Source organism: Candidatus Berkiella aquae (genome assembly GCF_001431295.2).
Lineage (GTDB): Bacteria > Pseudomonadota > Gammaproteobacteria > Berkiellales > Berkiellaceae > Berkiella > Berkiella aquae.
The window spans coordinates 1,523,767-1,538,355 of the sequence record NZ_LKAJ02000001.1; the positions used below are offsets into that span (position 1 = coordinate 1,523,767).

Sequence of the window (14,589 nt, forward strand, 5' to 3'; positions counted from 1 at the left end):
GATATAAAAAACCCGCAAATTGCGGGTTTTTTATGCATTTTATTTGCCTTTGCCGCCCATGCCCATCATACCGCCTAAGCCTTTATCAGGGCCTATGCCACCGCTACCGCCTTTGTCCGCGCCGGGCATGATAGAACCGGGACTTGAGATGCCTTCCATAATGCCTTTACCCTTCATGGATTCCTTACCAACGCCTTGTGCCCAACCTGCAGAGCTCTTCATGAGGCCAGCGCCCACTTCAGCACCTTTATCGGTAGATTCTTTAACATCTTTCAATTGTTGTTTCACATTCGATTGTTCAGCTTGACCACCAATCCAACGGGTAATTTTATCGGGTAAGACGTAGACTAAGCTAAAGCACTCGTGGATGATGCCAATAACAAGGCCACCATATAAGCAGATAAGCGCGATACAGCCAAAGATACCAATCGTTCCTGTTGAAGCATCAACCGTTGCAAAAAAACCAAAATTTACCATTGCAACTGCTGCTTGTACGAGTTTAACCGCAACTACAAATCCAATCACCATTAAGCTTGGGCGTAAGAAGACATTAGTGATAAGCATGACCGAAGCCGATGCTTTACCTAGATTTTCCTGAGCAGGGCTCACTAAACCCAGTGCAACAATCGGTGCTGCTGCCATTGTTTCAATCACTAAGAGCATCCAGCCTAAAGCGGTAAAGGTAAAGACAAGATACGGCACCATCGGTAAGTAAATACCAATGGCAGCACCTGCCCCCCATAAGAGTCCAATAATCAAGGTTAAGATAGGGGTTAATATCGTTACAATCGCGCCTAATGCCCAACATAATGGGTTAATACCCGACATGATGCAGCCTAAAATGAGCATCACAAACGCGAGGGTAATAATAAGGAACCACAGGTTTTCACAGGTGATCATGATACTCGAACCAAAATTTCTCATGGAAGATACGGGATCATCTTCACTTTGGGTAAGCGTATTCAGCACATCGACAGTGGCGGATTTAACGGCATTGTAAATCGCGTCATATAATGGACCACCATCGCCACCGACATTCGACGATTGCATGATGAGCATTTCACTATTACCGGTGGTTGAAGACGTAGAACCACCGCCTGAACCGGATGGGGTTAAGGCACTCACTTTGGCCATGTTATCAGCGATAGCCTGCTTACACGCGACAGCAATCTTTTGTGATGAAGCAAACGTATCTCCTATTCTCGTTGGGAATGAAAAACTGGGGCTGCTACTGCCTTTCTTAATCAATTCGAAATAATAACTGCCTGCAAATAACCAGCCATTTTCCAAAGCAGCTGCACCATATTTATCTCCACTTTGCACTTTAAGTGGCATTGAGAGTAGTGATAAATAAACATTATTAGAAGCACCATCAAGGGCGGCTCCCACGGCATCTGCTGTAATACCTGTGTTGGCAACAATTTGGGTTGCCACATATTGCAATGTTCCTGCAGCAGATCTCATGGCACCTTTATTAATGTCTAACCAATTATCGAGTTCTGCATATTGGCTATCGTTTGCTGAAGATTGCATGCCTCCACACAGTGTCGCAAAATCAGGGTCATCTTGGATACCCACATATAAATAAGCAGTATCACCTGAGACTTTGGTATAATAATTAGAAGGAACATTACTAAAACTCGTTTTACAGTCATCATTGTTATTGATTGTTTCAGAACATACCATCGAACTTAATAATTGGCGAATAGGCCCTTTACGATCGCCTGTAACCTGTGCGCTTCCCATTACGCCTGTGCCCGTTGATATGGCACCGACGGCAACAGACCAAACTTGGTTACCTGCGGCAATACCATAAACGACAATCTGCATCATCATGACTTGAATCAATGAATATCCGCTAGCCGTTGGGAGTAAAAAAGCCATACCGGCGGCAGCTCTTAAGGGGATCCAAACCGATGACCATTTGCGCCCCATAACTTCGCCTTCTTGCGCAGTATTGATGGTCGATAAAACAATGGTGTAACTGACAACAATACTACCTAAGCTCAAAACAGCAATATTAAAAATACGGAATAAACTCGCAATTAAAGCATTACCCGTCCCAGCTAAGGCATTACCGACCGGCCCAAAAATTTGGCCTAAATAAAAGAGGGATTTATCCTCGTCAGGGCTTGACCAGGAAAAATCCAGTGCCCATGCAATACTGGGTAATGCAAATAGCATTATCAGTAACCCGAGTGTCGATGCAATATTGCGCTTTGTCATATTTTTCACTACTTCTTATCTTTAGAGAAAGCTTTTAAACCACTCTTCATTAAACCTGCGCCCATTCCTCCGCCTTTTTGTACGCTTCCTTTAAGTTCTTGAACTTTCGACATGGCGTCATCTTGTTCGCCACTGGCGCCAATCCAACGCATGACTTTATTAGGGACAAGATAAATCAAACTGAATGCTTCATGAACCATCCCTGTTGCAACCCCGGCATACATCAGCAAGATAGCGATTAAACCAAATACCCCGACACCTTTTGATGCACCGGTTGCATTTAAAATGGTTGCCCAAAATGCGGCATTGAGCATCCCAATAGCAACGATCAACAATTGCATTGCCATAATAAAGCCAAGAATCATTAAGGCAGGACGTAAGAAAATACCTAATAAGATCGAAATCGCGTGACCTGCTTTACCGATTTCATCCTCAGAGGGAACAATTAACGTCAAGGCAATCAGAGGTGCCGCAAGCATAGCCTCAATGACCAAGATGATCCACGTTAGGGCACTAAAGGTAAAGACAAGATAAGGGATCATGGGAATGTATAGCCCTAAAGTGAGTCCTGCCACCCATAAGAGGGAAATTAATAAGACAGCAATCGGCATAAAAATAGTGAGTAACTTATCAAAAGCATGCCCAAGTGGTTGCAAACAGCTCAGCGGGGTTGATATTGTCCAAAGCGCAAAAGCCAGTGCAAATGCGGCAAAGAAAACATTTTCCGTGGTGACGGCCAAATGGCTACCAAAGCTTGCCATTGAAATAACAGGATCATTTTGGTGCTCATTATCTTCACCACTGCCTGAGATAGCTTCCATGAGATCTTTCACAATATCTTCAAAGAGGCTACCAAAGATAGCAGCAAAGATAGAAGATCCCTGTGAACTCATATTTGCTTTTTTTAACACAATGGAGGAGCCTGCACGATCAGCCGTTGACAGGGTAACGATACTTGAATAGGCCGTTGATTGATAAGTATTTGCAAATCCTAAAGCGGTACCAACAGTCTCATTATATTTTTGTTGGGAAACAATCTTCGAAATTTGAGAAACATTGGGTGTGATTGTCGAAAAAGTGACCGTAACAGGGACATAAACACCTTCTTGTACGATAGTAAAATAATAACTGCCGGCTAAAATCCAACCATTTTCGATGGCTTGCTCACTCACATCATTAAGCGATGCCGTATAATTAGAAACATCCACCGCTGCTTGTTGTAGTGCACGAGCGGCAGAGACAAATTGATTAGCGCTAGAATAGGTGGGTGCAGTGCCGTAAGCCATTGGCATTAATGCTTCGTCTGCCGCGGTTTCTAATGCTTGTTGTGCATCAATCAAAGCATTCGCAAAACGATTCTTGGCACTTTCAGCATTAGAATTATTACCACCCATACTATTTTGAATAGCGGCGAGATCAATTGAGCCACAAATGGCATCGTTTTGTGAAACTCGTCCCCAACGCATTTGATCACCCATGCGATAAAATTGCACAGGCTCTTCCATTAGTTCGAGTGTTGAACTATTGCCATTAAGGGCTGCCATGCAGATATTGGCTTTAAAAATATCTGAAACAGCGTCTGAAGCATTTTGTAGATCAACTTTTCGAGTATCTTGGTGAAGATTACCTTGGGTTTGATTCGAAATAATAACTTGCCGCCACATCGCATTGGCGGCACCAACGCCTTGGACAATGAACCACATGACAATAATTTGCATGTAATTGTAACCAGTGGTTTGTGGTAAAAGGAGTAAGATACCAGCGCCAGCGCGAAGCGGGACTAAAACAGGGTGCCAATCTTTACCGAGGAATTCTCCCTGGTGGGCGGTATTAATCGCACCAAATGCGGCGGTATAAGCAATAACAACGATACCTAAAGCAAATACCACTTGGTTAAAAATATAGACTAATTGGGCAAAGAGTGAATTGCCTGAACTGGGAATAGGGGTTCCTGGCACATAGCCAAAAATCATCCCCAAATAAACCATGGACTTATCTGTTGATTCTACTTCAAATGCGCCTACGCCAAAGACAAGCGTCGGAAACCCAAGTATAAGTAAAAGCGCACATGCTTTAGTAAAAGCATTCATTCATTTGCCTTTGTATGACCAGTTTTCGACATTTTTTCGGATTTATTTTTCTTGACAGCAAGATTCTTTTCATGTTTGGTTGTGACAGCTGCATTCATCCATTCTTTAATCGTGCAACCTAATTTTCGGTTTTTCAGTTGGAAAAGCCAAAAATGAAAACGGAAGGATTGTGCCAAGGAGTAAATAGATAAACAAAAAGCAATCAGTGCCGTTATCATGGAACCTGTGAACGCAAGATATAAGCCATAACTAATAATAACCAGGGATAAAACCAGAAAAAAATAAAAGAGTTGTGTAAACTCTTTTTGTCGTTTAGCGATATCCGCTTCTGTTAATTCTAAACGCTCAAGGGCTTCTTCAAAGGTTTCAGAATAGGTTGCTTTTTTAGGAATGATAGAGTCAAGTAAAATGACTTTAAAGTTATCAGCAGACTCGCTAAGATAATCCCAGCTAACCCATTTATCGACGCGGACATCCACAATATGGCCCGCGGCCTTTTTACTGGATTTAAAAATACCCATTGTTCAAACACCTTTATTTGTAGCAGCACATAACATTTTATCGTTGCTATTTATCATAATATATATCTTTTAATCGCAGTGTGGCTGCATACACTTAAGACCATTTTATCATGTAACAATTCTAACTGTGTAAATTATTCTCGAGGTGTATCGAGGTAGGTCGCGGTCCGTTTATCTTTTTTTGAACTTTTTGTGAGCTATGATGGACTTAATTTGCAGAACCTATCGTGTTTTGTCGAGAGGATTTAAGAGAAGAGGTAGTTTTTACCTGCATGAATGGCTAGCAATTCCTAAGGGCAAAGGGTAATATGTTAGTGAAGATGCTAAAAATCAATGACTTAGCACAAACCGATAGATTGAATAACGGTCAAGGCGCGTTGGAGAGCCACGAAACATGCCAGATATGTCACTAGAAGCCGTACATGCCTTTTGGCACGATTACGATAAAAGAACTTTATACCGAATTGTTACCTCAATGGAAGGCATTGAAAGTTGGGCTGCCGATGATGAACCTGAAGTAGAAGAATTATTACTGCGCATAGGTTCGACCTTAGATGAAATCAGCGATTTTGAATTAACTGACGAAGCTTCATTAATTAAAGTGCTCGCCAATTTGCGTTCAGGCCGTGCGTTACGCTTAATGCAGTTTTTAGATGTGTTAAAACCTGGAACCGCGTCGAAATTACTAATCTATGCAGAAGAGCAAACCAAAGATGCTGCCAATAAAAACCGCTACGCCGATTTATTCTTAAAGCGAAATCTTGCTTTTGAACGATTACAATTATTAGGACGTGTTTTCGCTCCGGAAAGGATTAATTTAATCTTAAAGGCATTGGAGTCCAATCATGAGTAATTCTATCAACCGTTTATTGATGATGGCGGCATTATCGCTGTGCGCTACCAGTGCCATGGCTGATAATTGGCGTAATGAATGTGGGAAAATGTCAACATACATTCCTAGCGCATGCTCTGAAATTGAAAAAAGCATCGCCGTGCTAGATGTTTATAAGCCGCCTCAACCCTTTTTGGAATACCAATTACAAAGCTATACACCCGGTAGCGATAGTAGCGGCGGTGCATCAGGTGGTGGCGGTGGTGGTTCCATTCTGTTGACGAATCCTGATTCATCGCAACAACAACAACAGGATTCAGGTGGTACTTGGTAAATAAATAACATTTAAGAGCGTAGAAATCGCGCTTTAACAATGGAGAAGGTAAGTTATGAACACATTAAAAAGCAAAAAACGAGCGCTCTGTAACTTGCTATTGTTAAGTGCGCTCTGCATTCCCGGAATATCGATGGCCGATGCGGATACGGTCAACGCCATTAATCAAATGAACTCAGATGTTTCCGGTCGATTAGATAGTTCCAAAGAAATTGTACAAAAAATCCTAGATAAGCATGACATTAGCAACAAAGAGATGGTAACCGCTCTCATTAACTATTGGGCTAAAGAGAGCATTCAGCGTTATGGATATGATGAACAGAGATTGTTCCAAGTTGCACCGGGCTCCTTATGGGCTTCCAAAGCGGGAGCTGAGGCGGGTGTCTTAAATTTTGAGAAATTAGCGCTGGATATCACCAATCGTTCGATGATCAATAGTTTGGGGCTTTTATCGGGACAGAAACAGATTACTATTGGGGGGGTGACGGTTGATTTTGAAAGCACACCAGCCTATGGTGCTTTAGAGTTGTATCGTTCAATGTCGAGCTTTTTTAGTGGCGGTGACACGGCAAACCTCAAAAATATTAATGCGGGTGCCTTATTGCAGGCAACCAATTTGACCGATGCAGGTTTCACTAAAGACGATAGCCAAAGTTTAGTGAATATGTTAGTCAATCCTTTCCCAACTAACGATCCTGATATCACGGCAAAACTTAAATCAGGCTCAAAACTTGATGGTAGCCAAATGGAGCAATTAGGCGAAATGTTAGCTCAATATGCGGTGATTGGCGTCAGTGCGAATGCTTGGGCTGATATCGTGGCAAGAAGATCGCCACCTGATACTAGCGGCAGCGGTGGTGGTTCAACCGATAGCAAAACTGTGATGCAAATCATGAAAGAAACGTCTGAAAGCCGTTTTACCAGTAAAGATTGGTATGCGGCAATTGGTACTGCTTCTGAAGCGGCTTTGCTGAGAGAAATTGCGCATATGATGGCTTACAATCAATGGGTACAATATCAGCAATTTAGAATGGCAGAACAACAAGTATCACTTTTAGCGTCTTTAAATGCGATTATGGCGAAGATGAATAAAGGCGTTGATAAGATGAATGCTGAATTAGCTAAAGCGCAAGCAGAAGCTAAATTACAAGCCGATAAAGCCAATAAAGAGCTTGAAGATCAAAAAGCAGCTGCAGAACAACAAGCTAAAGATGCACAAAACCAAAGTTCAGGCAGTAGCTCTGGTCAGTAGTTGCTTGTAATTAAGCAGTATTCGTTGTATACGTTTACTAAGACAAATTCGACAGAGAGGGGCAGTGAATGCCCCTTTTTTTTGCAATGAAACATAAAAAAATCCTCAAATCCGTGATTGCCCTCCTTGGTTTTATTATTGTTGGATGGCTTTCCTTTATGCGGCCTGATTTGCTATTGAAATATGGCATGCTCATGGGGGTTTGTGGTTATGCGTTATGTTTGTTCATTTTTACCCCACTTGGAAACTTAACTTTTGGTGAACGTCAAGAACGTCTATCAGGCGGAAAATGGTTTTTCAAGCTTATCTTAATGCAAGTGGTTCTGTTTATTTTTACGCTTGCGATGGGCGTAGGATCGTTCGCTGCAGGGCCAGGATATACGGTAGGTGTTGTTGACTGGAGTGATTTCCAAGCGATGCTTGAACACTATAGCCCTTGGGAATGGGGTCCCTTTCCTTGGAGTTCAATTGGCATTTGGGGACTACTAATCGCTTACGTCACCTATACCCAGCGGGGAGAACCCTATCTTTATCAAATCGCGAAACGCTTTTTCCCCAAAAAGATTGAACCCATGCTAAAAACCTATGTTGAATCGACAACCTCTGGAGCAACCATGACGGTTATTTCATTGCTTGTTTTCGCGATTATTTTATTATTTTCTTATTCTGTTGAATTTTATGTCCAGCGCTTTCATTTTACGATGCCAGTGATGACGGTCATTTTACTGTCATTTATCGGCCCATTGGCCTCGCTCAGTTTTGGCCGTAAAATTTTTCGACGATTATCGGGGCGTGCTAATGCAACCCTCAATCGAGTTGTTATGCTCAGCATTGCCTTAATGGTTCCTATTATTGTTCTAGCTGCTTTTACTGGGGTTGTGATGTTAGCACGTCGTCCAGAATTGCAATCTGCTGTTATTTGTAAGCAATGTGGTAACTATTTTGCGAATGTGCCCGCAGAATCACGATTAGCTGCTTTATATTGGGGTTGGTGGTTGTTATGGACACCACTAGCGGGTTCTTATTTTGCCAAGATCTCCAAAGGCAGAACGGCTAGAGAGATGGTGTTGGGCTTGTATGCAGTGCCTTTACTGCTTGTTATGGGTTGGTTTTATTTCGCGTCCCATCCACTTGCCATTTCGTATCAACTACCCGCAGTATGGAATTCAATACTGATGTTGTTGCTGGCTATCATAACACTCGTTGCATTCCTAATGACATTTAAATCGATAAAGGATACCCATCTTTTTCTATCGGGGGCACTGTACCCCTCACCAGAAGCAAATCAAAATCGTTTGTGGTTAGCGGATGCCAGCAAAGCCGTCGGCATTAATCGGTATAGCCCTAAAATCTTGATGACGATTATCGGCTGCATTTTCTTGCATACCACAGCAGGCTGGTATGGAATTCAAATACAGACCGCAGCAATGGGTGTTTTGGTCATCAATGCCCTTTATATTGGTTTTAATTTCGGTTTATTTCGTTTATGTGTCCCTACACGCAAGTAGCCTGAACTAATCCCTTCATCAAAGAGTCTCATCCAATATTAGATAGAAGATACCCTTGCCAAGGGGAATGTGCATGTATAACGTCATTATAAGTGAAGTGACTCAGCAAAAGGTTGAAGCTTACCTACAAGAGCTTAAAAGCAATCCTGAGAATATAGGACAGCACTTAAAAGAAACCTTAAATAACAATAACATCAAAATAGCAGATTTAACCAAAGAGACTTTGCTTGATTATCTGATCCAATCTAAGAAACCCAAAATATTTGCTGAAAGTCCTCAGTTGGTTACGGGTGATAATCGCTCTTGGAATCAAAATGAATTAAGCATATTGGGTGATATTAATGTCACTATGAATGTCCAAGTGTATGATAATGGTAATTGGTTTTCTCCTACAGCACATTCAAAACCTTTTAATGCAGGGATCTTATATACGCCAGGCGCATTGCTAAAAAATAAAAATTGCCCTGATTATAAGGAAGTGGTTAAAGACGGTAAGGTCGATAAACAAGCACTTAAAGCGCTGTATGAAAGAAGATTATTACCCATGCTATTAAATGCCAATAAAGAATGTGGTGATAATAATGAAAAAGGATTTTTTGCGATACCCGGTTTGGGTTGCGGAGAATTCGCTGGGGATTATAAAGCACAAGTGGTAAAACTTTTTCCCGAAATTTTACAAGAAATTATCAATGAAAATAAAGATAAACTACAAAATATTCAAGGCTATTATTGCACGCCAGGGCCTGGTCAAGCTAAATCTAAAGTAGATGGACCACCTGCTTTTATCTTGGATGATCCTATGAGAGCCCCCCCTTTATTATCACATCCTAGTGTACATGGTGAACAGTTTAAAGATTGTAAATTATTTAAAGTGGTTGCCTGGGACCATGCTTCCTGGCCAGGTAATGATTTCTATGCCCTTAATGATCGTAATACCGATGATGGTGTTTCAGCAGCAGCGACTAACACAATTGAGAAACTAACAGGCATTAAAGGAAACTACGTTAAGGGAAAATATTTACCACCCCAAGGTTATCGTGATTGGCAAGAAGTTATTGAGAAAAATGGCCTGAAACTGACTTCTAGCGGTAGAGTGAAAGTAATCAATCACAAAGCTCAAAAAGCCGAAGTGGATTCACCTGTCATTAAGGCTCAGACAACAAAACCGGTCACACAAGCAATGGGTGAAATGGGAAAAATGCTTGCACAAAGCGCCGATCCCAATAGCTTTTATAATCAATGGATTAAGAATTCACCACACGAGCAAAAGGTTGCAGAATTTTCTCAACAACTTAGCAAATTGTTACAGGGCAGACCAGGAGGACAAGGTGCGTACAAAATTCCTCTTGCGCTAGAATTTATGGATGCTATACGAAATCTGGGTAGCGGGACAGCACATTTAGAAACGATACTTGAAGATAAGGGAAATGCTGATATTAAAGCCTTTTTTGAAAAAAATATGTCGTTCTTAAAATCGCTAAATCAATCGTTTATGGAAGCTTATGCAAAACAGAATCCACCAACGCCCAAATTTGTGGAACTCAATACATCCGTCAAGCCAAAAGCAGGCACCTTGATTAATGATGAGCAAAGTCTACAGAAATTTATTGATGAGGTTAAGCAAGGACAAAATGCTAAACATGACGTGATTTATGTCGTTCCTAAAATGAAGGAGGCACTGAGCGAAGCAGCTAAGAACTTGCCTGCGGCCTATAAAGAAGGTTTTGAAAATATCCAACCCAGTGGAGCAGTTGGTTTTACGATGAGCATGGGGCAAAGGCTTCAGAGGCTTAAAGAGGGCAGGGAAGTCGTGCAAGATCTGAGAGAAGGGAGGGTTGGGCTTGAAGAGCAACAGCAAGAACAACGACAACCGCGCGAGGAAGGACAAAGATTGTCTAGTGAAACGAACATTAATGATTTGCTTGATGATTTAGAGGGGCTAGGAAGTTTAGCTGAATTGCAGACACCACCACCCCATCAGGAAGAAACTCTCTTTGTGGCATCACAACCTCAACGCAGTGTATTGTATAACCAACAACGACAATCCGATACAGCTACCAATACCGCAGAAAATGTTGTCGAACCGGCTAGGAAATTTAGTTATCCCCCGCATGAAATTGATATGGACATCTATGATAAGCTCTTTAGTGGAATGCCATATAACAATTTAGCTTCTTTCATCAGCGCTTTAAACCATCAAGTAGAAGATCAACCTAATCGTGGTAGAACCTATAATTTTAAAAATCACCTTGATAATGTTTTACCACTGATGACTTTTGCCATTGAAGGCACCAAAAAAGCATGGGCAGACGCTGAAAATCCAGAAGATAAAGCTGAGATATTAGCAAAATTAGAGACTTTTGAAGCCATTGAAGGCATGTTGAAGAGTTTACGTGCTTTAGCTAATAATAAAAGTCGTTATACTGAAAAAAACTACGAAGCACGATTAGAAAAAATTATAGAGCTATTAGACAAGCAAGAAATACCTCAAGAGGTAAAAGATGAATTAATGGATTCTTTGAATGAAACCATTATACCTCATCTTAGTGCAGATAAACCTAATATGTTTCATCAACATAAAAAAGGCTCTACTGCCTTTGATGCAACGGGAGACTCTTTAGAAATAAAAGGGCATCAAAAACGTCTTAAAATTGAGCATAGTACTTCATCTGATGATCCACCTAAACTCACGGTAACCGGAAAGTTTAACTATAGTCGCAAAGCGGTTATTGGTGTGCAAACGGGTAAGTTTCAAGGCATTAAAAAACACTTTGCTGGCAGAGAAAATCAATTGTCTGAAATGAATGCACAAGTTTCGGATTTTGTTACGGTTGCTTTAAATGAGTACCAAAAAGGAACGCGCGAGAATCCGATTTTTTTACAACCTTCTCAAGGAAATCAAGCAGAGTTATCGCTCGCGATTTTAATGGAATTTAAAAAAAGAGCCATTTTAGAAGGTCGAGAACTCATTGCCTCAGATGATACTGGGAAACGCATTAAAATTACACCCGATACCAAATTTAGTGAAGCCGAAAAAGCCTATTTTGAACATTTTGCAATGCAGGTTCCCAAGCTCGATGTGGGAAAATGGCGCAATCCCATCTCTGCCGAAAATTCAGCGGCTTTTCAATTGTTTAAAGATGTCAAAATGGAAGATGGCAGAACCTTAAAAGATTATGCCTATAAAGATCGCACTATCGACAATATCAGCGAAGTGATGTCCCAGCATTTAAAAACATCGATTGCCGCAGAACAAAAACAACAAGCAAAAAGTATGGGAGTCATGCTTGAAACGGTTAGTGCTGCCATGGAGGCAACCGTTAAAGAAGAAAGAAGTTCATCTGCAAGGATGTAAATGCTTTCTTCTTCAAAAGTGCTGAGTCGTTCACTATTTTTTAGATTTATACCCGGGCTTTAATGGTGAGCGACTTTCGCTACGCGTATATTCTTCGTTTAATTCTACGTTTGCTCTGGCGGTTCTTTTTTCTTGGGCTTTACGTTCTTTTTGTGCAAATAATTCTTTTTTCTGCTTATCTTCCAAATCGGGAAGAGAAGCAAGATCATTGCCGATACTCGCAATTTGTAATACTTCTTGAAGACTTAAACCAAGCACTTTAGCAATTTGATTGACGGAACAAAATCCAATCAAGTACCAACAAAGAATCCATTGACGCAATGCATGAATAGAGCCAATGGGTAAACCTGTGAAATCATCAAAGTCGCTGGGATCGCCTTCACCTTTACAATTTAAACAAACATAAAAATGCCGTTGATCGATGGCATCTGCAGGGGGATCGCGTCTAACAACATTCGATGAGCGACAACGAGGGCAAACCACGCCTTGTGGCCAACGTAGCATTTTAAGTGTTTTGAAGATTTCTGTTTCACCTAAAAGATCTTTAATAGCAGCGATTCGCGAGTCGACATTGGTACCGCGTGGCAAATCTCTTAATCGCTTTAAGGCTTTTAAGTTATCATCGCTGTCTATAGGTGCTTTTGGCATGTTTTCTTTTTCCTCAACGGGTAACGTAGTCGACTTTTCATGCACTGTGGTTGGAAGACGTTTGGCAAAAGTTGGATCAGTTCGCACCGAGGTGGTGGTAAAACGCGATAAAGGCTGATTTTCATTTTGTAAGGGTGTAAATGCTCGTTTTATTTCGCGAGTGATGACATGGTCAGATTGTTGCGAAATAATAGAAGTGATCCGTTTAAGCCAGTCAGACATGAGGGGACTACGTGCTCCATCGATTAGTAATAACTGATTCCCTGTATTGGCCTTGTCTTTATATAATATAACAGCCTATTTCGGCGTTATTTAAACGTATTCCTGCAGAATGGTCAACTTAATAACGCAGGATTATGGCTTTTGACGTGCAGATTTTCTACTTTCAACACTATAACTTGCGGTTAAAAAGTTTTCAGCTGTTTGGCTAATTACTGCAATTTGTTTAGAAAGTAGTGCTGGGCCATGCGCTGAAGAAGATTGGGCCTGTGCGTCGCAATAGGGTGTATATTTAGGATTCTTGCTGAAAACATCCTGACATAGATCAGCACAATTCAAGTAAGCGATGACTTGATTAAGTAGTTCTTCTTTGTCAGCTTGCTTTGTCATTTAATGCGTCCTCATTCATTGCGCTTGAAGCGGGGATTGAGACACCCGCCGATTCTATTTCATTCATCAATACATCAGCCGTGAGTTCATCGATATGATATTTCTCTAATATTGGCATTAATTCAATAACAAATTCATTAAAACGAATGATGTCATGAATTTGTTTGATGCGCTCACTTACTTTCTCAACGATTTCTGCATCCCAACTTTTACCTTTAGGGCAGACAAGATCAAGACTATTTAGCATATCAGCAATTTTAGCATTATCATAATGACGAGCACGATACTCTAAAAACCGTTTTTCTAGCGTTAAAGCCGCTTCGTTCATACGAATACGTTCAATCACTTTCTGCAATTGGCTAAGTACCCACTGACCACCTTCTGGTGCTGTAAAACCTTCTTCATTTAAGGTGGAAACCATTTTTCGTTGTGAAAAACCTTTGGCAGTATATTCTGAAATAATGGGCTGAAGCATCAAGGCATAGACAATCGCATTATCAATTTTTGGTTTATTAACTTTGCTGATAACATCACTTGCATGTGGGTTACCCGATTTAGCCGTCGTACGACTTAAGCCCGCCTTGATTAATTCACCATGTAGCTTCTTTTGTTGTTTAGCATGTTCTGCTAAAGCGGAAAAAGATTCTTTAGTAATAAAAGGCTGATCACAGCAGTAAATATCACCTTGGTAATCGCTAAAGGCCGCATCACTTCGAGAACGTTGCGCACCTAATAACCGTAATATTTGTTTAGCAAATGCATCGTTACTGGTGAAATTACGAATTTCTGCAATAATGAGGGTCGCTCGGTTTTCTAAACAAAAAGTGACCGCATCTTCCAGTACTGGCCAGCGGTGACGTGGATGTTCACAGGATTCAATAAAGTTTTTTAATAATTTTCCGTTGGATTTTTGACTAATAAAATCTCGAACCCTTTTTTCTTGTTGAGCTAACACTTGTTGCGAAAACAGCATTGCCCCAGGCGTACGGGCGGGGGCCATTAAATACGCAACATAAACTGTTTGGTTATCGTCTGTCACAATGTCCATCTCTATAATGATCATGATTTACCAAAGTGTAACTCCCCATAAAATGAGGGTAAAGCCTAGCCTCAAAGAGCAAAGGTCTATAGACCTAGTATAGGAATATCTTTGCTGATTAGCCACTTGTGCATGCACAAGTGCCACGCCGAAGCTTTAGCGAAGGCGGGCTGAT

Annotated in this window: 11 protein-coding genes; 5 read left to right on the plus strand and 6 right to left on the minus strand. The window is 41.1% G+C overall.

The genetic code is table 11. The features are described from left to right. Window positions 1-39: 39 nt before the first annotated feature. Genes HT99x_RS06835 through icmV form a run of 3 tightly spaced genes read right to left on the minus strand, consistent with a single transcriptional unit; the run spans window position 40 to window position 4,837 of the window. Window positions 40-2,226: a DotA/TraY family protein gene (locus HT99x_RS06835; RefSeq protein WP_139016598.1), complete on the minus strand. Its 2,187-nt coding sequence runs from the start codon at window positions 2,224-2,226 to the stop codon at window positions 40-42. 8 nt (window positions 2,227-2,234) lie between these two features. Further along, entirely contained in the window at window positions 2,235-4,316 is a 2,082-nt protein-coding gene (locus HT99x_RS06840; RefSeq protein WP_075066373.1) for a DotA/TraY family protein, read from the minus strand. Further along, entirely contained in the window at window positions 4,313-4,837 is a 525-nt protein-coding gene (gene icmV / locus HT99x_RS06845; protein WP_075066372.1) for a type IVB secretion system protein IcmV, read from the minus strand. Before icmV ends, HT99x_RS06840 begins: the two co-directional genes overlap by 4 nt. Before the next feature lie 394 nt (window positions 4,838-5,231). On the opposite strand from icmV, the gene icmW reads away from it, so the two are divergent. The 5 genes from icmW (at window position 5,232) to HT99x_RS06870 (ending at window position 12,118) form a co-directional block, all read left to right on the plus strand. After that, a complete protein-coding gene (gene icmW, locus HT99x_RS06850) occupies window positions 5,232-5,690 on the plus strand; it encodes a type IVB secretion system protein IcmW (protein ID WP_075066371.1) in 459 nt (152 codons plus the stop codon). Further along, a complete protein-coding gene (locus HT99x_RS06855; protein ID WP_075066370.1) occupies window positions 5,683-6,003 on the plus strand; it encodes a hypothetical protein in 321 nt (106 codons plus the stop codon). Before icmW ends, HT99x_RS06855 begins: the two co-directional genes overlap by 8 nt. 55 nt (window positions 6,004-6,058) lie before the next feature. After that, window positions 6,059-7,255, plus strand: coding sequence for a hypothetical protein (locus HT99x_RS06860; RefSeq protein WP_075066369.1), 1,197 nt, complete (start codon window positions 6,059-6,061; stop codon window positions 7,253-7,255). 68 nt (window positions 7,256-7,323) lie between these two features. Continuing rightward, window positions 7,324-8,763 (plus strand): BCCT family transporter, encoded by a 1,440-nt coding sequence (locus HT99x_RS06865; RefSeq protein WP_075066368.1) that lies wholly within the window; start codon window positions 7,324-7,326, stop codon window positions 8,761-8,763. Between the two features lie 73 nt (window positions 8,764-8,836). Beyond that, entirely contained in the window at window positions 8,837-12,118 is a 3,282-nt protein-coding gene (locus tag HT99x_RS06870; protein ID WP_075066367.1) for a hypothetical protein, read from the plus strand. Between the two features lie 33 nt (window positions 12,119-12,151). Here the strand turns inward: HT99x_RS06870 and HT99x_RS06875 are convergent, their stop codons facing one another. The 3 genes from HT99x_RS06875 to HT99x_RS06885 all read right to left on the minus strand — a co-directional run bounded on the left by HT99x_RS06875 (window position 12,152) and on the right by HT99x_RS06885 (window position 14,438). Beyond that, window positions 12,152-12,988: a transposase gene (locus tag HT99x_RS06875; protein ID WP_075066366.1), complete on the minus strand. Its 837-nt coding sequence runs from the start codon at window positions 12,986-12,988 to the stop codon at window positions 12,152-12,154. 132 nt (window positions 12,989-13,120) lie between these two features. After that, window positions 13,121-13,375, minus strand: a complete 255-nt coding sequence (locus tag HT99x_RS06880) for a hypothetical protein (protein WP_075066365.1) — start codon at window positions 13,373-13,375, stop codon at window positions 13,121-13,123. Further along, complete coding sequence (locus HT99x_RS06885; protein WP_075066364.1) at window positions 13,359-14,438, minus strand: hypothetical protein; 1,080 nt, start codon at window positions 14,436-14,438, stop codon at window positions 13,359-13,361. Before HT99x_RS06885 ends, HT99x_RS06880 begins: the two co-directional genes overlap by 17 nt. Window positions 14,439-14,589: the final 151 nt, after the last annotated feature.